The 16,587-nt window shown below is 69.0% G+C and carries 17 protein-coding genes; 13 read left to right on the top strand and 4 right to left on the bottom strand.

All coding sequences use genetic code 11. The annotated features are described in order from the left end of the window. The first annotated feature begins 32 nt into the window (after window positions 1–32). Together ACTJLD_RS30560 and ACTJLD_RS30555 are read left to right on the top strand one after the other, a co-directional pair. The gene (locus ACTJLD_RS30560) at window positions 33–251 is read left to right on the top strand and encodes a YXWGXW repeat-containing protein (protein ID WP_321908854.1); all 219 of its coding nucleotides are present in this window, start codon (window positions 33–35) and stop codon (window positions 249–251) included. A gap of 184 nt (window positions 252–435) precedes the next feature. Then, window positions 436–834 carry a lysozyme inhibitor LprI family protein gene (locus ACTJLD_RS30555; RefSeq protein WP_060085392.1) on the top strand — a complete coding sequence of 133 codons (399 nt, stop codon included), beginning with the start codon at window positions 436–438 and terminating at the stop codon, window positions 832–834. A gap of 46 nt (window positions 835–880) precedes the next feature. Here ACTJLD_RS30555 and ACTJLD_RS30550 read toward each other — a convergent pair whose 3' ends face one another. Both ACTJLD_RS30550 and ACTJLD_RS30545 read right to left on the bottom strand, forming a co-directional pair. Then, entirely contained in the window at window positions 881–2,074 is a 1,194-nt protein-coding gene (locus ACTJLD_RS30550) for a tyrosine-type recombinase/integrase (protein ID WP_440660460.1), read from the bottom strand. A 97-nt stretch (window positions 2,075–2,171) separates the two neighbouring features. After that, the gene (locus tag ACTJLD_RS30545) at window positions 2,172–2,486 is read right to left on the bottom strand and encodes an SDR family oxidoreductase (protein ID WP_440660526.1); all 315 of its coding nucleotides are present in this window, start codon (window positions 2,484–2,486) and stop codon (window positions 2,172–2,174) included. A gap of 214 nt (window positions 2,487–2,700) precedes the next feature. On the opposite strand from ACTJLD_RS30545, the gene ACTJLD_RS30540 reads away from it, so the two are divergent. Continuing rightward, the gene (locus ACTJLD_RS30540) at window positions 2,701–3,081 is read left to right on the top strand and encodes a DUF4377 domain-containing protein (protein ID WP_334046831.1); all 381 of its coding nucleotides are present in this window, start codon (window positions 2,701–2,703) and stop codon (window positions 3,079–3,081) included. 9 nt (window positions 3,082–3,090) lie between these two features. Here the strand turns inward: ACTJLD_RS30540 and ACTJLD_RS30535 are convergent, their stop codons facing one another. Continuing rightward, window positions 3,091–4,479, bottom strand: a complete 1,389-nt coding sequence (locus ACTJLD_RS30535) for a DHA2 family efflux MFS transporter permease subunit (RefSeq protein ID WP_134255063.1) — start codon at window positions 4,477–4,479, stop codon at window positions 3,091–3,093. A 150-nt stretch (window positions 4,480–4,629) separates the two neighbouring features. Here ACTJLD_RS30535 and ACTJLD_RS30530 point away from each other — a divergent pair, with 150 nt between their 5' ends. Then, on the top strand, window positions 4,630–5,490 hold the full coding sequence (locus ACTJLD_RS30530) for a LysR family transcriptional regulator (protein ID WP_440660459.1): 861 nt from the start codon (window positions 4,630–4,632) through the stop codon (window positions 5,488–5,490). Between the two features lie 74 nt (window positions 5,491–5,564). Here the strand turns inward: ACTJLD_RS30530 and ACTJLD_RS30525 are convergent, their stop codons facing one another. After that, window positions 5,565–5,915 (bottom strand): VOC family protein, encoded by a 351-nt coding sequence (locus ACTJLD_RS30525; protein WP_011355015.1) that lies wholly within the window; start codon window positions 5,913–5,915, stop codon window positions 5,565–5,567. Between the two features lie 260 nt (window positions 5,916–6,175). Here ACTJLD_RS30525 and ACTJLD_RS30520 point away from each other — a divergent pair, with 260 nt between their 5' ends. The 9 genes from ACTJLD_RS30520 (at window position 6,176) to ACTJLD_RS30480 (ending at window position 16,548) form a co-directional block, all read left to right on the top strand. Next, entirely contained in the window at window positions 6,176–7,315 is a 1,140-nt protein-coding gene (locus tag ACTJLD_RS30520; RefSeq protein WP_011355016.1) for an LLM class flavin-dependent oxidoreductase, read from the top strand. 170 nt (window positions 7,316–7,485) lie between these two features. Then, window positions 7,486–8,679, top strand: coding sequence for an acyl-CoA dehydrogenase family protein (locus ACTJLD_RS30515; protein ID WP_440660457.1), 1,194 nt, complete (start codon window positions 7,486–7,488; stop codon window positions 8,677–8,679). A 10-nt stretch (window positions 8,680–8,689) separates the two neighbouring features. Further along, window positions 8,690–10,447, top strand: coding sequence for an FAD-dependent oxidoreductase (locus tag ACTJLD_RS30510; RefSeq protein WP_440660455.1), 1,758 nt, complete (start codon window positions 8,690–8,692; stop codon window positions 10,445–10,447). Then, the gene (locus ACTJLD_RS30505; protein WP_021159417.1) at window positions 10,447–10,965 is read left to right on the top strand and encodes a flavin reductase family protein; all 519 of its coding nucleotides are present in this window, start codon (window positions 10,447–10,449) and stop codon (window positions 10,963–10,965) included. The genes ACTJLD_RS30510 and ACTJLD_RS30505 overlap by 1 nt, the downstream gene beginning before the upstream one ends. Window positions 10,966–10,980: 15 nt before the next feature. Continuing rightward, window positions 10,981–12,033, top strand: coding sequence for a 2Fe-2S iron-sulfur cluster-binding protein (locus ACTJLD_RS30500; RefSeq protein ID WP_440660454.1), 1,053 nt, complete (start codon window positions 10,981–10,983; stop codon window positions 12,031–12,033). Window positions 12,034–12,072: 39 nt separating this feature from the next. After that, the gene (locus tag ACTJLD_RS30495; RefSeq protein WP_440660452.1) at window positions 12,073–13,659 is read left to right on the top strand and encodes a FadD3 family acyl-CoA ligase; all 1,587 of its coding nucleotides are present in this window, start codon (window positions 12,073–12,075) and stop codon (window positions 13,657–13,659) included. 32 nt (window positions 13,660–13,691) lie between these two features. Further along, the gene (locus ACTJLD_RS30490; protein WP_440660451.1) at window positions 13,692–14,465 is read left to right on the top strand and encodes an SDR family NAD(P)-dependent oxidoreductase; all 774 of its coding nucleotides are present in this window, start codon (window positions 13,692–13,694) and stop codon (window positions 14,463–14,465) included. A 772-nt stretch (window positions 14,466–15,237) separates the two neighbouring features. After that, a complete protein-coding gene (locus tag ACTJLD_RS30485) occupies window positions 15,238–15,915 on the top strand; it encodes a hypothetical protein (RefSeq protein WP_091919336.1) in 678 nt (225 codons plus the stop codon). A gap of 396 nt (window positions 15,916–16,311) precedes the next feature. Then, window positions 16,312–16,548, top strand: coding sequence for a FitA-like ribbon-helix-helix domain-containing protein (locus tag ACTJLD_RS30480; protein ID WP_021159426.1), 237 nt, complete (start codon window positions 16,312–16,314; stop codon window positions 16,546–16,548). Window positions 16,549–16,587 lie beyond the last annotated feature (39 nt).

Raw genomic sequence — 16,587 nt, 5'->3', positions numbered from 1 at the left:
CATTCACGACACAAAAGGGAGAATGCAAGATGATGAAGATCAGGTCCGTTTCGCTCACCGTGCTGGTAGCGGCCAGTGCGACGCTGATGTCCGCCTGCGTGGTCGAGCCCGTGCGGCCGCCGCAGCCGGCACCGGTCGTCGAGATGCCGCCGCCGATGCCCGCGCCGGGCTATCGCTGGGCGAAGGGGCATTACCGGTGGGCCGGCAATCACTGGGCGTGGGTGCCCGGGCACTGGGTGGGCGTGTACTGATCGGGCGTGACGTGCCGTGCGGCGTGCGGCGAGGGTGTGGGGAAGCGGCATCGTGTATTGAACTGCGATGCACGTTGCCCTAAGCTGCCGGATCCCGGCGACGGGCATCCGGCGACGGGCATTCCCGTTCGTCCGCCACGGCGAGCCGATCCGCGGCCGCCGATTTCTTCGTTACGGCACCCACATGAAAGCATGGCTCGTTGCGCTGGCCGTCGTCGCCGGCATGACCGGCGCGCACGCCGCGTCGTTCAACTGCACGAAGGCGTCCACGTTCGTGGAGCGTGAAATCTGCGCCAATCCGACGTTGTCGCGTCTCGACGATGCGCTCAACGCGGATTTCCAGCACATGCTCTACGACTTCAGCAACTATCCGGTCGAGGATCCGCCCGAGTACGAGCAGTTCATGGCGACGCAGAGGGCGTGGCTGAAGACGCGTAACCGCTGCACGACGACGCAGTGCCTGATCGATAGCTACCGCAAGCGCATCGACGTGCTGTGCAGCCAGATCGACGTGCCGGCGAAAAGCGACCGCGCGAAATGCCGCAGCAACGGCGGCCTGGGCGGGCTCGAACTCGATCACTGAGCGCCGACGCGGCGTGCGAGCCGGGAACCGTCAGGCCGGTGCGCGCCTACCACCCGATCCGGTGCTTCTCCTCCGTCTCGCGATGCCGCCAGTCGTCGTCCGCATGCAGGTACTGGCTCGTCGTCGTGAGCGACACGTGGCCGAGGTTGTCGCGCACGAGCCGCAGGTCGACGCGGCCGTCGGCCATGTGCGAGCCCGCGCTGTGGCGCAGCCAGTGCGCGGATGCCTGTTCGAGCACGCGTGCCTGCTGCTCGCCGGCTTCGCCGTTCGCGCGCAGCCGGTCGGCCGCGTGCCGGAACACCTGCTTCACGATCCGGTGCAGCGCCGCGCGCGTGAGCGGCTTGCGTGCCTGGCCGACCGGCAGCACGAGCGGCGTGGACTCGCCGTCGGACGGCAACGCGGGCAGGCCGTGCGCGCGCCGGTAGCGCGACAGCTCGGCCATCATTTCGTCGGTGGCCGGCACGAGCCGTTGCCGGCCGCCTTTGCCCGTCACGTCGAGCCACCAGCGGTCGCGCCCGTCCGCGTCGCGCCGGCAGAAGAACTGGCCCATCGTCGTGTCGGCCGCTTCGGTGATGCGCAGCCCGCCGAGATACAGCAGCGTGAATAGCCACCGCGCGCGGTCCGCATGGAAGTCCGCCCGCGCGTCGTCGCGCGGCATCGCGGCGATCGCCTCCTTGACCGACTGCCACAGCGGTTGCCCGAGATGGCGCGTGACGCGCGGTGCGGGCCGGCGCTGCCGCTGGCGCGACAACGCGAGCGGATTGCCGGCCAGGTAACCGGCCTGCACGAGCCACGAGAACATCACGTTCAGGATCACCAGCGCCTGCCGCTGGCTGGCCGCCGACAGCGGCCCGTAGAACGGCCGCCAGCGCGGATCGTCGCGCGGATGCTTGCGTCCGCCGTTCGCGCACCACAGCTCGGCCGGCGCGGGCGCGAGCAGGAACTGCCGGTAGACGATCAGATCTTCGTGCGTGAGCGACGACAGCGGCTTGCCGCACGCGATCACGGCCCACAGCAGCAGGCGCTCGGCTTCCTTGCGGTAATTCTGGAACGTGGTCGGTGTGTCGACGAAGCGCGCGAGCCAGGCGCGCACCGCGTCGAGGTCGTTGGTCGCGGCAATCTGCGGATGCGTGCCGGTCGAGCGGTTGGTGCCCGTGCGTCCGTCGAGCGCGGCCGGCACGGTCAGCGCATCGATCGGCAGCGGGCGCAGCGCGGCGTCGGACGGAACGGGTGAGGTCATGCGAAGCGGGGTGTGCTGAGCGGATCGTACGCGTGGAGGCGGGCGGACGAACGCAGCGCGATCAGGCCAGTCGGGAAGCGTCGATGGTACACGATCATCACACGGCGAACCCGCCGTCGACGGCGATCGCCTGACCGGTAATGAAGCGCGCGGCGGGCGAGCACAGCCACGTCATCGTTTTCGCGACGAGGCGGTGACTCGCCGAGCCGCGCCATCCGCGTGGCCGGTGTGCGTTGCGCCTTGTCGTCGCGGTTTTCCGGGCGGCCGGTGCTCGTCGAACCGGCGCTGCCGCCGGGGCACACGCGGAAACGGCACCCGATTCCGTCGGGCGTGCGCAGGCCCGCGCTGGGCGAGATACGGCGGCAGGGCCGCGGGCGCCGTGGTCATTCGGGTTGTCTCCTGTTGCGGGCACCGGGTCGGCAGGGCTGAACAGGCCCCGCCGCCCGGCGTGCACGTGCGAGCCGCCGGCGGCGATGCGCGCGGCTGAACCGGATCACGGTAACGGACCGGCGCGCGCGCGACATCCCACGAATGAAGGTGGTGGCCCCGTTTCTGTAAGGTGTTTGTGAACTTTCCCGCGGCGAGGATTTCTAATCGGCCCTCCAACGCTTCCTGAGGAACATCAGATGATTCGCCAATCCAGAACGCTGCTCGGCGCGGCCGTCATTGCCGGCAGCACGCTCCTCGCCGGATGCCAGACCGACGCGGTCGCCACGGCGCCGAACGCGGCGCGTCCGGCCGACGGCAAGCCGGTGACCAGGACCGTCCAGGTCGCGCCGCAATCCGCGCGATGCACGGGCGTCGCGCCGATGGAGTGCCTGCAGGTGCGAAACGGCCCGAACGAGCCGTGGAGCCTGTGGTACGCGGGCATCGAAGGCTTCGCTTACCAGCCCGGATACCTGTACACGCTTGAAATCGACGAATACCGCGTGGCTCGGCCGCCGGCCGACGGCTCGTCGATTCGCTGGGTGCTCAAGCGCGTCGTCGAGCGCAGTCAGGTGAACTGACGGCCGCGCTCACGCGGACGGGCGCGCCGCGGCACCGGCCGGCGGCGCGGCCGTATCGATCCGCCGGAACACGATGGACGACAGCAGCGTCACCCCACCCATGCACGCGAACGACAGCATGAATCCGTGCGCCATCGAGCCCCGATAGGCGGCAAACAGGTTGACGAGGCCGCCGCCGATCGACACGCCGAGCCCCATCGCCAGCATCTGCATCATCGTGAACAGGCTGTTGCCGCTGCCGGCGTCGGCATGCGACAGCCCCTTGAGCGTCACGCCGTTCATCGCCGCGAACTGCATCGAGTTCGCGGTGCCGAACACGATCAGCAGCACGCTTTCCAGTACCGGCGCGGGCCGCACCGACACCAGCGCGAACCCCGCGATCGCGCACCCGACGATCCCCGTATTCACCACCAGGAACGCCGCATAGCCGAAGCGCTTCACGAGCGGCGCGATCCAGCGTTTCGCGATGACCCCCGCGATCGCGGCCGGGAGCATCATCAGCCCCGATTGCAGCGGCGTATAGCCGAGCTGCACCTGCATCAGCAGCGGCAGCATGAACGGCACCGAGCTCGTGCCGATCCGGCACAGCAGGTTGCCGAGCAGCCCCGAACCGAAATTCGGCTCGCGGAACAGCCCGAGCCGGAACAGCGGCTGCGCGCGGCGCCGCGCGTACGGCAGGTACGCGAGCGCGCTCGCCAGCCCGAGAGCCGCGAGCCCGGCCGCCCATGCGGCGCGATGCGCGGGCATCGGCGGGTCGATCGCGAGCGACAGCGCGATCATCGCGACCGACAGCAGCGCACAGCCGACGAAATCGAAGGGCGGCGGTTGTGTCGCCTGGTCGTGCGGCAGGTAGCGCTGCACGGCGAGGAAGCCGACCACGCCGACCGGCACGTTGACGATGAACACCCAGTGCCACGAAATCGCCTGCGTGAGCCAGCCGCCGAGCGTCGGCCCGACGATCGGGCCGAGCTGGCCGGCGGTCGACACGAACGCGATCGCCGCGACGTACTGTTCGCCCGGCACGCGGCGCAGCACGGCGAGCCGCCCGATCGGCAGCAGCATCGAGCCGCCGATGCCCTGCAGCGCGCGCGCGGCGACGAGCTGGCCGAGCGTATGCGACGCCGCGCAGCCGATCGATGCGAGCACGAATACGAGAATCGCAATCGAGAACACGCGGCGCGTGCCGAACCGGTCGGCCAGCCAGCCGGACGCCGGCGTGAGCATCGCCATCGTCAGCGTATAGACGACCACGACGGGCTGCATCGCGAGCGGCGACGCGTTCAGGCTTTGCGCGATCGAAGGCAGGGCGGTGTTGACGATCGTCGTGTCGAGCGACTGCATGAAGAACGCAGCGGCGACGATCCAGAGCAGCGCGGAATGTGTGGGTTCCCGGGACATGGCGAATTCGATGGTGCGAAGGCCGGCGCGGGCGGCGCGTCGGCACGGCGCCAGCCGGTCTTCAAGCGCACGATGGTACCGATTCCGATGGTCATCGGGAAGCTGCCTGATGACGTTGACTGTCATTGGAAACAACGATGACAATGCGGGATGCTCAATCCCGTCTGGCTCAAGACGTTCGCGACCGTCACGAACTGCCGCAGCTTCACCGAAGCGGGCCGGCAGCTCGGGCTCAACCAGTCGAGCGTCAGCGAACACATCCGTCGTCTCGAAGAAAGCGTCGGGCGGCGGCTGTTCGTGCGCGACACCCATTCGATCGCGATGACGGCCGACGGCGAGGCGCTGCTCGTGCATGCGAACGTGATCCTGCAGGCGCTGAACCGCGCGGAATCGCAATTCCGCAAGCCGAGGCTGCAGGGCCTGGTGCGGCTCGGCGCGCCGGACGACCTCGCGCTCGTCGCGTTGCCGGACGTGCTGGCCGGGTTTCGCGCCGCGCACCCGGACGTCGCGCTGGAGATCACCACCGGCATGACGAGCCGGCTCTACGAAGGGCTGGACGCGGGGGCGCTCGACCTGATGATCGGCAAGCGGCGGCTCGGCGAGCGGCGCGGCACGCCGCTCCTGCGCACGCGGCTCGAGTGGGTCGCGCGGCCCGGCACCGTCGTCGATCCGGAGCGGCCGCTGCCGCTCGTGCTGGTCGTCGAGCCGAGCGTGACGCGCGCGATCGTCCTGAACGCGCTCGCCGAGAAGGGCATCGGCTGGGAAGTCGTGTGTTCGAGCCGCAGCCAGCCGGGCTGCATCGCGGCCGCGCGCGCGGGGCTCGGCTTGACCGCGACGTCGCACTATTTGTCGACGGGCGGGCTGGCGCCGCTGGTCAACGGCGGCGCGCTGCCCGAGCTGCCCGATATCGAATTCATCGCACTGGCCGCGAAGCGGCTCAGCCAGCCGGCGCGCACGCTGCTCGAATTGCTGGAAGCGAGCGACCTGAGCACACCGGGCGCGAACGCGTAACGGGCTCGCCATGCGCGACGCGCCCGGCTCCGGCGCCCGCGCAACGCGATGTGACGCGCTCCATCATGCGGCCGTCACGCAGCCCGCTTCTGCGAAATCACCAGCAGCGCGCCGTTCTTGTCCTCCAGCACCGCGCGGTATTCGTGCGGCCCGGCCTGCACGGGCACGCGCACCGACGCGCCGGCCTTCACGACCCGCGCCATCGCCGCATACAGGTCGTCGTCCTCGTCGACGCGCAGCGTGAGCGCCGCGCGCTCGACGATCTGCTCGTCGCCCGCGACCAGCGCGATCGTCAGCGGGCCGCCGTCGAGCGCGCAATAACGATCGCCGTCGCGGAACTTCACGTTCAGGCCCAGCCCGTCGACGAACAGCGGCAGCGCCGTGTCGATGTCGTCGACGGGATACAGCAGCATCGATACCTTCATCCCGGATCTCCCTTGTCTTGATGTGGGCGGCGTGCAACGTGCCGCCGTTCGATGCTAGCGCGCCGTTCGTGCGCTCACGCAGTCCGATCGGATGACCGTGAAACCCCTCTGTCCCCGCATGCGTGCCGATACTCCGAACAGACGATGCCCGCGCCCGGCCGCGCGCCGACACTCCCATCCGTGGACCGTCGCTATTCGTCCGTATCGTGCGGGCGGGCTGCGCGACCCCGACTCGTCCAACATACATGGAGACGCACGCAATGAAGTTTTCCCTCATCTACGAAGCCCAGACCACCGACGCATCGCGCGAGGGCGACCACCGGGTGTTCAAGGAGACGGTTGAACAGGCGCTGCTCGCCGAGCAGGTCGGCTTCGACACGATCTGGTGTGTCGAGCACACGTCGCTGACCAACTATGCACACATGAGCGCGCCGGAAACCTTCCTTGCGTACCTGGCCGGCCGCACGACGCGCATCGGCCTCGGCCACGGCGTCGTGTGCCTGCCGCCCGCGATGAACCACCCGATCAAGGTCGCCGAGCGCGTCGCGCTGCTCGACATCCTGTCGGGCGGCCGCGTGCACTTCGGCGTCGGCAAGGGTGGGAGCCAGCAGGAAGCCGGCGCGTTCGGCTACGACCTCAACGAGCTGCAGCCGATGATCGACGAATCGATGTACCTCGTGCCGAAGATGTTCGTGCAGGACGAGATCGAGCACGACGGCAAGTACATCAAGATCCCGAAGCGTCCGATCCACCCGAAGCCGTTCCAGGACCCGCACCCGCCGATGTACCTCGCGTGCACCAACACCGACGCGCTGCTGCGCGCCGGCCAGCGCGGGATGGGCGCGCTGGTGCTCGGTTTCGGCGGCCCCGATGAAGTCGCGAAGAAGAACGCCGTGTATCGCGAAGCGTGGGCGAACCGCAAGCCGGAAGACCAGGTCGGCTTCCGCCCGACCCAGCACCTCGCGGCGCTGTGCCCGACGGTCGTGATGGCCGACGGCCAGGCCGCCCGCAAGATCGGCATCCGCGGCCAGCGCTACTTCATGGAATCGCTCGCGTACTGGTACACGGGCGGCGAGCGTCCGGACCCGGCGAAGTGGGGCGACGACCTCGTGCAGGCCGACACCGGCGAGATGGTGATCCGCTCGCGCTTCGCGTCGGAGGAAGTCGTCGTGAACTTCGCCGATCCGGCGCTCGCAATGATGAACCCGAACCACGCGTACGGCACGGTGGACGACTGCATCGGCTATGTCGGCCGCCTGCAGGAAGCCGGCGTCGACGAAGTGCTGTTCCTGTGCCAGATGGGGACGGTGCCGCACGAAGCGCAGATGGAGACGATCCGCAATATCGGCGAGCACGTGATCCCGTTCTTCAACAAGGAGAAGGAGCGTGCCTGCGCGTAAGGCGGGTCGGGCCGCGCCCGTCGTCCCGTCCGGTCGGACGATGCGGCGCGGTCGCGCGAAGCCGACCATCGGTGGTGGCGAGCATCGCCCGCGGCCAGGCCGCGCCGGACAACTTTGAACGAGAGCGGGGCGGGCGCCGCGGCGCAGCCCCCGTTCCACAGGAGACATTCGTGCATCGCGACAACGATTCGAACGCATTGGCCGCCACGCTGATCGCCCGGGCCGAGGCGCTGGCGCCGACGCTGGCCGGCCGCGCCGCGCAGGCGGAAGCGCAGGGCCGCATCCCGGCCGAGACGATCGCCGACATGCAGGCCGCCGGTTTCTTCAAGGTGCTGCAGCCGAAGCGCTACGGCGGCTACGAGCTCGATCCGCAGGCGTTCTTCGACATCCAGATGGCACTCGCGCGCGGCTGCATGTCGACCGCGTGGGTGTACGGCGTCGTCGGCGTGCACAACTGGCAGCTCGCGCTGTTCGACGCGCGCGCGCAGCAGGACGTGTGGGGCAACGACCCGGCGACGCTGATCGCGTCGACCTACATGCCGGTCGGCCGCGTCACGCCGGTCGACGGCGGCTTCCGCCTGTCGGGCCACTGGAAGTTCTCGAGCGGCAGCGAACTGTGCGAATGGGTGTTCCTCGGCGCGCTGGTGCCGCCGGCCGAGGCCGGCCAGCCGCCCGAATACCGCACCTTCCTGCTGCCGAAATCCGATTACCGGATCCAGCAGGACTGGGACGTGCTCGGCCTGCGCGCGACGGGCAGCCACGACATCGTCGTCGACGACGTGTTCGTGCCCGCGTACCGCACGCACAAGGCCATCGACGGGATGATGGGCACGAGCCCGGGCCTCGCCGTCAACGATGCGCCGCTGTTCAGGTTGCCGTTCGCGCAGATCTTCGTGCGCGCCGTGTGCACGTCGTGCATCGGCGCGCTGCAGGGCGCGCTCGACGATTTCACCGGTTATGCGGCCACGCGCGTGTCGGCCAACAGCGGCGCGAAGACGACCGACGATCCGGGCGCGCAGAACACGTGCGCGAATGCGGCTGTCGCGATCGACGAGATGAAGGTGCTGCTCAAGCGCAATTTCGCGGAACTGATGGCGTCGGTGACGGGCGGGCCGGCCGTGTCGATCGAGCGCCGCGTGCATTTCCGCTACCAGTCCGCGCAGGTCGCCGAGCGCTGCGCGCAGGCGGCGAACGCGCTGCTGCGCTACGCGGGCGGCAACGGCATCTATCACCGCAATCCGCTGGTGCGCCGCTTCCTCGACCTGCATGCCGCCCGCGCGCATTACGCGAACAACGTCGACCGTTTCGGCCAGAACCTCGGCGCCGTGATGCTCGGCCGCGAGAACACCGACTTCTTCATCTGACGGAGACGCGATGAACGACCCGCAAGCACAGCAATACGTGTTCGACGTGGTGGTCGTCGGTTCGGGCGCGGGTGCGCTGCTCGCCGCGTGCCGTGCGGCCGACCGCGGCCTGTCCGTCGTCGTGATCGAGAAGACGGCGCTGTACGGCGGCACGTCGGCCGTGTCGGGCGGCGGGATCTGGGTGCCGTGCAACCACCATATCGCCGAGCTGGGCGCGACCGATTCGCGCGAGGCCGCGCGCGGCTACATCGAAGCCTGCGTGGCCGGCGCGTCGACGCCCGAGAAGCTCGACGCGTATCTCGACCGCGCGCCGGAGATGCTGCGCTACCTCGAATCGAAGACCCCGGTGCGCTACCAGTCGCTGCCGAAGTACGCGGACTATTTCCAGAAGGTGCCGGGCGCGATGCCGGGTTATCGCGCGCTCGATCCGCTGCCGTTCGACGGCGCGCTGCTCGGCGACGAGCTCGACCGGCTGCGGCCGCCGTCGCCCGGCACGCTGATCGGCGGACGTGTGGCGGTGACGTCGAAGGAAGCGCACACGCTGTTCTCGCGCGGGCCCGGTTTCATGACGCTCGCGATCGCACAGTTCGGCCGCTATTGGCTCGATATCGGGATGCGCCGCCGCACGCGGCGCGACCGGCGCCTGACGCTCGGCAATGCGCTGATCGGCGGGCTGCGCCGCGCGCTGCTCGAGCGCAACGTGCCCGTGTGGCTCGACACGCCGATGCGCGACCTGCTCGACGTGGACGGCCGCGTGACGGGCGTGCGCGCGCAGCGCTTCGGGCAGCCCGTGACGATCGCCGCGCGACGCGGCGTGATCCTCGGCGCGGGCGGTTTCGAGCGTAACCAGCCGATGCGCGAACGCTACCTGCCGCAGCCGACGCAGGCGCAGTGGAGCGCGACGCCGCCTGCCAATACCGGCGATGCGATCGCCGAAGGCCATCGGCTCGGCGGCGCGCTGGCGCTGATGGAGCACGTGTGGGGCGCACCGACGGTCGGGGTCGCCGGCGAGGAGAAACAGCGCGCGCTGTTCGTCGAACGCAACCTGCCGGGCTGCGTGATCGTCAACGGCCTCGGCAAGCGCTTCGTCAACGAAGCCGCGCCGTATTCCGAATTCGTGCCGGCGATGTATCGCGACCATGCGCGCACCGGCGCGAGCGTGCCCGCATGGATGGTGTTCGACGCGCGGTTTCGCCGCAAGTATCCGTGCGGGCCGATCATGCCGGCGTCGATGATGCCCGATGCGCGGATTCCGGCAGCGTTTCGCGACGTGCTCGTGAAGGCCGACACGATCGACGCGCTTGCGGCGCGCATCGGCGTCGACGCGGCCGGGCTGCACGACACGCTGTGCGACATGGCGCGCTACGCGGCGACCGGAATCGACGAGGCGTTCGGCAAGGGCGACAACGTGTTCGATACGTATTACGGCGATCCGCGGAACGAGCCGAACCCGTGCCTCGGGCCGGTCGACCAGGCGCCGTTCTACGCGGTGCGGATCGACGCGGGCGACATCGGCACGAAGGGCGGGCTCGTCACCGACGCGCTGGCCCGCGTGCTGCGCGCCGACGGCGAACCGATCGCCGGCCTTTACGCGATCGGCAATACCAGCGCGTCGATGATGGGCGCGAGCTACCCCGGCGCGGGCTCGACGCTCGGCCCGGCGATGACCTTCGGGTATATCGCCGCCGATCATCTGGCCGCGCACGCGGCCGACGCCGGCGGCCGGCCGGCCCGGCCATCCACGACTGAACTTGACGGAGTCCAATGATGAGCGATCTCACCCCCCATCCGCTGCGCACCGACATGCTGCTGGCGATGCGCCGCCTCGCGCGCTCCGTCACGGTCATCAGCAGCGCGCACGACGGCCGGCGCTACTCGATGTCCGCGACGGCGGTCGATTCGCTGTCGACCGATCCGCCTTCGCTGCTGATCTGCATCAATCGCACCGCGTCGCTGTATCCGCCGCTCGATGCGGGCGCACCGTTCTGCGTGAACGTGCTGTCGGCCCGGCACGAAGGCATCGCGATCGACTGCAGCGGCCGGCTGAAGGGCGAAGCGCGCTTCACGACCGGCGACTGGCACACGTCGCCGCACGGCGTGCCCTATCTGCGCGATTCGCAGGCGAGCCTCGTTTGCGAGCAGGACGGCCGCTTCGAATACGGCACGCATACGGTGTTCATCGGGCGCATTCGCGAGGTGCTGATGTGCGGCGACGTCGATCCGCTCGTCTATCTCGACGGCGCCTACACGACGCCCGGCGCGCCGGTGGCCCGTGCGGCCGCGTGACGTGAGGAGCCGGCGATGAGCGATTCGCGCTTCCATCGGCTGACCGTTGCCGAAGTGATTGCCGAAAGCGACGACGCGTGCTCGTTCGTGTTCGACGTGCCGGCCGCGTTGCGCGACGCATTCGCATACCGGCCCGGGCAGTTCCTGACGCTGAACGTGCCGTGCGCGGACGCGGCCGTTGCGCGCTGCTATTCGCTGTCGAGCGCGCCCGGCATCGACGCCGCGCCGAAGATCACCGTCAAGCGCGTGCGCGACGGCCGGGCGTCGAACTGGCTGTGCGACCGCGTGCGGGCGGGCGACACGCTCGAGGTGCTGCCGCCGGCCGGCGTGTTCACGCCGCGCGCGCTCGACGGCGACCTGCTGCTGTTCGCGGGCGGCAGCGGCATCACGCCCGTGCTGTCGATCCTGAAATCGGCGCTCGTGCACGGGCGCGGGATGCTGACGCTGATCTACGCGAACCGCGACGAACGCTCGGTGATTTTCCGCGACGAACTTCAGCAGCTCGCGCAGCGCCATCCCGGGCGCGTGCGCGTGATCCACTGGCTCGACAGCGTGCAGGGCATTCCGCAGCAGCGCCATCTCGAGGAACTCGCGCGGCCGTTCAGCCGGCAGGAGACGTTCATCTGCGGGCCTGCGCTGTTCATGGAGAACGCGCTGGCCGCGATGCTCGGCCTCGGGCTGCCGCGTGCGCGCGTGCATGTCGAGCGGTTCGCGTCGTTGCCCGATGCGCCGGCGCCGGCCGCGACTACGGCGGCTACGGCGACTACGGCGGCAGCATCGGCGTCCGGCGACGGTGCGGCGATCGAGACGGTGCTCGACGGCGACGCGTTCGCGTTCGACAGCGCGCCCGGCGAAACGCTGCTCGACGCGATGCTGCGCGCGGGCGTGCCGGCGCCGAATTCTTGCCGGATGGGGCAATGCGGCGCGTGCATGTGCCGGATCGAGCGCGGCGAGGTCGCGCTCGACAGCAACCACGTGCTCGACGACGACGAGATCGCGGCCGGCTGGACGCTCGCCTGTTGCGCACGGCCCGCGAGCGATGCACTGCGCGTGGTGTTTCCCGACTGAGCCGATGCGCGCCGGCGGCGCGCACGGCCACCCTGATCTATGACGATGGACAACGAAATCCTGACCACGCCCGCGCTGATCGCACGGGCAGCCGCGCGCCACGGCGCGCATCCGGCGATCGAGTCGGAGCACGGCCGGCTGACCTACGCGGAACTCGACACGGCCCGCCTCGACGCGGCCCGCGCGCTGCTCGCGAGCGGCATCGAGGCCGGCGACCGCATCGCGGTGTGGGCGCCGAACCTGCCGCAATGGATCGTCGCGGCGCTGGCGATCCACACCGTCGGCGCGATCCTCGTGCCGGTCAATACGCGGATGAAGGGGATGGAGGTGGGCGGCATCCTGCACGACGGCGGCGCGCGGCTGCTGTTCTGCAGCGGCACGTTCCTCGGCGAATCCTATCCGGCGATGCTCGCGCCGCACCGGCCGGCGACGCTCGAGCGCGTCGTCGTGTTCGATGGCGAACCGCCGCCCGGCGCGCACGACGAGACCTGGAACGCGTTCCTCGCGCGCGGCGCCGAGGTGCCGCTGGACGCGGTGCGCGAACGCGAGGCACAGGTGACGCCCGACACCGTGATGGACCTGATGTTCACGTCCGGCACGACGGGCCGCCCGAAGGGCGTGATGACCGCACACGGCCAGAACCTGCGCGCCGCGCAGGCGTGGGCGGCGATCGCCGGCGTGCGTCCTGACGACCGCTACCTGATCGTCAATCCGTTCTTCCACACGTTCGGCTACAAGGCGGGCTGGCTCGCCGCGCTGTCGAGCGGCGCGACCGTGCTGCCGCATCTCGTGTTCCAGCCGGCCGACGTGCTGCGGCGCGTTGCCGACGACCGCATATCGGTGCTGCCCGGCCCGCCGACGCTGTACTACGCGCTGCTCGACGCGCCCGATCGCGCGACGCACGACCTGTCGTCGCTGCGGATCGCGGTCACGGGCGCGGCGGCGATCGCCCCGAGCCTGATCGAACGGATGCGCGCCGAGCTCGGCTTCGAGACGGTGCTGACCGGCTACGGGCTGACCGAATCGTGCGGCTTCGCGACGCTGTGCCGCCAAGGCGACGATGCGCAGACGGTCGCCTGTACGTCCGGCCGGCCGATGCCGGATGTCGAATTGCGCATCGCGGGGCCGGGCGGCGCGCCGCTCGGGCCGGACGAGACCGGCGAGATCTGGGTGCGCGGCTACAACGTGATGCGCGGCTATTTCAACCAGCCGGACGCGACGCGCGAAACCGTCGATCCCGATGGCTGGCTGCATACGGGCGATCTCGGCTGCGTCGACGCGAACGGCAACCTGAAGATCACCGACCGCATCAAGGACATGTTCATCGTCGGCGGCTTCAACTGCTATCCGGCCGAGATCGAGCGGCTGCTCGCCGCGCATCCGGCGATCGCGCAGGTCGCGCTGGTCGGCGTGCCCGATACGCGGCTCGGCGAGGTCGGGCACGCGTATGTCGTGCTGCGGCCGGGCGCGCATGCCGACGCCGACGAACTGAACGACTGGGCGCGCCGCAACATGGCGAACTACAAGGTGCCGCGTTATTTCACGTTCGTCGAACAACTGCCGACGAGTGCGGCCGGGAAGGTGCTGAAGTACCGCCTGCGGGCGGGGACCGAGGCGGCGGCCTGAGCGCCGCCGCCGTACACGAACGGGATGAACGCATGAACGACAACGGGTTTCCGCAGGGTGCGGTGCTGGTGTTCGGCGGCAGCGGCGGGATCGGGCAGGGTGTCGCGCTCGAGTTCGCGCGGGCCGGTGTGCCGGTCGCGGTGGGCTACCGCAGCAAGGCCGACGTGGCCGAGCGTGTCGCGCGCGACATTCGCGGCGAGGGTGTCGCGGCCACCACGCACTGCGTGGACGTGACCGATCCCGCACAGGTCGACGCCGCGCTCGCGGCCGCGATCGGCGCGCATGGCCGCGTGCACACGGTGGTCTGGGCGGCCGGGCCGTTCGTGAACCAGCGTCATATCGGCGACATGACACACGACGACTGGCGCCGCGCGATCGACGTCGAAACGATCGGCTTCTTCGTGGCGGCGAAGGCCGCGCTGCCGCACTTCCGTGCGTCGGGCGGCGGATCGTTCGTGACGCTCGGGTCGGCCGGGCACGTGCGCTGGCCCGAGCGCGACGGGCTGTCGGTCGCGCCGAAGGCAGCGAACGAGGCGCTGGTGAAAGGGCTGGCGCGCGAGGAAGGGCGCTACGACATTCGCGCGAATTCGATCCTGGTCGGCGTGATCGAGGCCGGGATGTTTCCGGTGCTGCTCGAACAGGGGCAGTTCGACCAGGCGTGGATCGACGAGACGCAGAAGATGCTCGCGCTCAAGCGCTGGGGGAAGGCGCACGATGTCGGGCGGGCGGCGGTGTTTCTGGCGTCGGATCGGGCTGGTTACATTACCGGGCAGCAGTTGAATGTTTCCGGTGGGTATGGGGTGTAGCGGCATGCCGAAGTGGCAAATTCATTCGGACAACCGTATCTGAACGGTCGGTAGTTTTGCGCGCGGATATCGCGCGCCATCCCTTCCGAAAATCATCGACGACGCGGGCCGATATACCGATCGGCTCGCGTATCGCATCTGTGCCGGGCTCGGACAGATGGATGCGCACGCATCGGTATTCACCCTGCCTCGTCACGTACGATCGCACATCGGCATCGCGTGCGCCCGGCAAAAGGTCACACTTTTGCAACGCTTTTCCGACGTATTCCTCTGCACACGATTGATCGTCGTGGCGACGCGCGTGCGCTGACGGCCGTCCGGCCTCGATCCACAGGCGCTGCGCGATTGACGCGCAATTCCGCCAATCGCGCCTTTCGGCTCGGCGCGCCGGATACGGATACGTTCCTGAAACATTTCCCCACCATTGCGCCCCGCGTTGCCGCCCGTGCGACGTGGACACGCTTTTCCCGCTTCGATTTGCGCCGCATGGCACGTGCCTTGCGGTTGACCCGGTGCCGCTGGTGCAAACGAATTTCGCGAGAACGACGAACGCGTCGGCGGCATGCAACGACATCGAAACAAACGGGGAATCGGATCGGGCCGCGGGCGTCGCCTGTCGCGACGTACCTGCCGCGCATGTCGTATCGGTCATGCGCATGGGCAACGTGTTCCCGATCCGTCGAACAGCAAGCGTGCTTGCAAGGTGTCGTGCCGGGGTTCGCATCACGCATGGCGACGCAGGCCGCATGCGTTGGCGAGGCGCGCCCGGCACATGTCGGGGGAGGCGCCCGTGAAAACGACAGTGAACCAATGGGCATTCGTCGCGGTGGTGTTTGCCGCGAGTGCGCATGCGCAGGAAATCTACCTGCAGGGCGGCACGCAGGGCGTGGGCATCGGCGCGGCCGTGAGCTTCAATTCGATGCTCGGTGCGCATGCGGATTTCAATGCGATCGATCTTTCGCATGACTTCACGGTGGCCGGCAATCGCTACCAGGACGACCTTAAGCTGCGCCAGGGCGGCTTGTACGCGGACATCTTTCCGTGGCGAGGCAGCGGCTTCCGCGCGACGCTCGGGCTACGCTTCAACGACGACGAGCTTCGCGGCGTATCGGTGCCGACCAATGGCACTTACGTGTTCGGCGGCAAGCGTTATCCGGCGCGGCCGGGGATGTACGCGGTGGCCGAAGCGCGCTATCCGACCGTGATGCCGTACTTCGGGATCGGCTACGGGCACCGGCCGGCGTCGAAAGGGCTGGGATTCGTCGCCGACCTCGGCGTCGCGTACGGGATACCGAAATGCTCGTACACGCTGTCGCCGGAGCTGGCGGCCGCGGCCGGGCCCGCGAAGAGCCAGATCCTGGCCGCGAGCGGGCTGGATTCGCTGCGGCAGGTGATGTCGCGCTACCGGTGGTATCCGGTGTTGCAGATCGGGATTTCGTATCGGTTCTGAGCGGCGGGGCGTCGTTGCGTGTGCCGGGCGGGGAACGGCCGGCATCGCCGGTACGGGCGGGCCAACGGATGTTGGCACGGGAGGGCCGACGACCCTCGCGAGCACCGCACGCGGAATCGGTGAATGCAGCCGTCCCGCATCGATCGGCGCGCGCCCGCGCAGGCCGTTCAGCCGTGACTAGCCGATCGGCTGTCTTTCCCGCCGTTTCGATCCGGCTTACCTTTCAAACAGCAGTTCGACGTGTCGGGCGAGCGGCGCATGCCGAAAGGGTTCATGCGGCCCGTTGCCGTTCGCTGATGCCAACCACCGTCCTCCTTCCGTTGTTGGCGATGATAGCAATGATTGCAATTCCCGGTCATGGCGCTATCATTGATATCAATCCGGATGGAGGGAACCATGGCAAATCTACTGGTGCGTAACGTGGACGACAATATCGTTCAGAGCCTGCGCGAGCGGGCTGCGGCAAATGGCCGGAGTGCCGAGGCCGAACATCGGGCCATTCTGGCCGATGCGCTCGGCCGGCCGAAGCGAAAGACATTTGCGCAAGTGCTGATGAGCATGCCCGATGTCGGCGAAGACGCGGATTTTCAACGTATTCAGGATTCCGGCGAGGCCAGGCGTGTATTTGATTGAAACATTCGATCGGCCGGAAACCCTTATCGCATAAGCGCG

It is taken from the genome of Burkholderia sp. 22088, from assembly GCF_052045915.1.
Lineage (GTDB): Bacteria > Pseudomonadota > Gammaproteobacteria > Burkholderiales > Burkholderiaceae > Burkholderia > Burkholderia cepacia.
The sequence above is the reverse complement of the archived record's forward strand: the minus strand, read 5'-3'. Positions and strand labels throughout refer to the sequence as shown.

Coding starts and splice junctions, on each gene's coding strand:
- ACTJLD_RS30550 (WP_440660460.1), bottom strand. CDS start 2,074: ATGACCTCACCCGTTCCGTCCGACGCCGCGCTGCGCCCGCTGCCGATC.
- ACTJLD_RS30520 (WP_011355016.1), top strand. CDS start 6,176: ATGAAGTTTTCCCTCATCTACGAAGCCCAGACCACCGACGCATCGCGC.
- ACTJLD_RS30540 (WP_334046831.1), top strand. CDS start 2,701: ATGATTCGCCAATCCAGAACGCTGCTCGGCGCGGCCGTCATTGCCGGC.
- ACTJLD_RS30485 (WP_091919336.1), top strand. CDS start 15,238: ATGTCGGGGGAGGCGCCCGTGAAAACGACAGTGAACCAATGGGCATTC.
- ACTJLD_RS30510 (WP_440660455.1), top strand. CDS start 8,690: ATGAACGACCCGCAAGCACAGCAATACGTGTTCGACGTGGTGGTCGTC.
- ACTJLD_RS30555 (WP_060085392.1), top strand. CDS start 436: ATGAAAGCATGGCTCGTTGCGCTGGCCGTCGTCGCCGGCATGACCGGC.
- ACTJLD_RS30500 (WP_440660454.1), top strand. CDS start 10,981: ATGAGCGATTCGCGCTTCCATCGGCTGACCGTTGCCGAAGTGATTGCC.
- ACTJLD_RS30530 (WP_440660459.1), top strand. CDS start 4,630: ATGCTCAATCCCGTCTGGCTCAAGACGTTCGCGACCGTCACGAACTGC.
- ACTJLD_RS30495 (WP_440660452.1), top strand. CDS start 12,073: ATGACGATGGACAACGAAATCCTGACCACGCCCGCGCTGATCGCACGG.
- ACTJLD_RS30525 (WP_011355015.1), bottom strand. CDS start 5,915: ATGAAGGTATCGATGCTGCTGTATCCCGTCGACGACATCGACACGGCG.
- ACTJLD_RS30490 (WP_440660451.1), top strand. CDS start 13,692: ATGAACGACAACGGGTTTCCGCAGGGTGCGGTGCTGGTGTTCGGCGGC.
- ACTJLD_RS30560 (WP_321908854.1), top strand. CDS start 33: ATGAAGATCAGGTCCGTTTCGCTCACCGTGCTGGTAGCGGCCAGTGCG.
- ACTJLD_RS30480 (WP_021159426.1), top strand. CDS start 16,312: ATGGCAAATCTACTGGTGCGTAACGTGGACGACAATATCGTTCAGAGC.
- ACTJLD_RS30535 (WP_134255063.1), bottom strand. CDS start 4,479: ATGTCCCGGGAACCCACACATTCCGCGCTGCTCTGGATCGTCGCCGCT.
- ACTJLD_RS30505 (WP_021159417.1), top strand. CDS start 10,447: ATGAGCGATCTCACCCCCCATCCGCTGCGCACCGACATGCTGCTGGCG.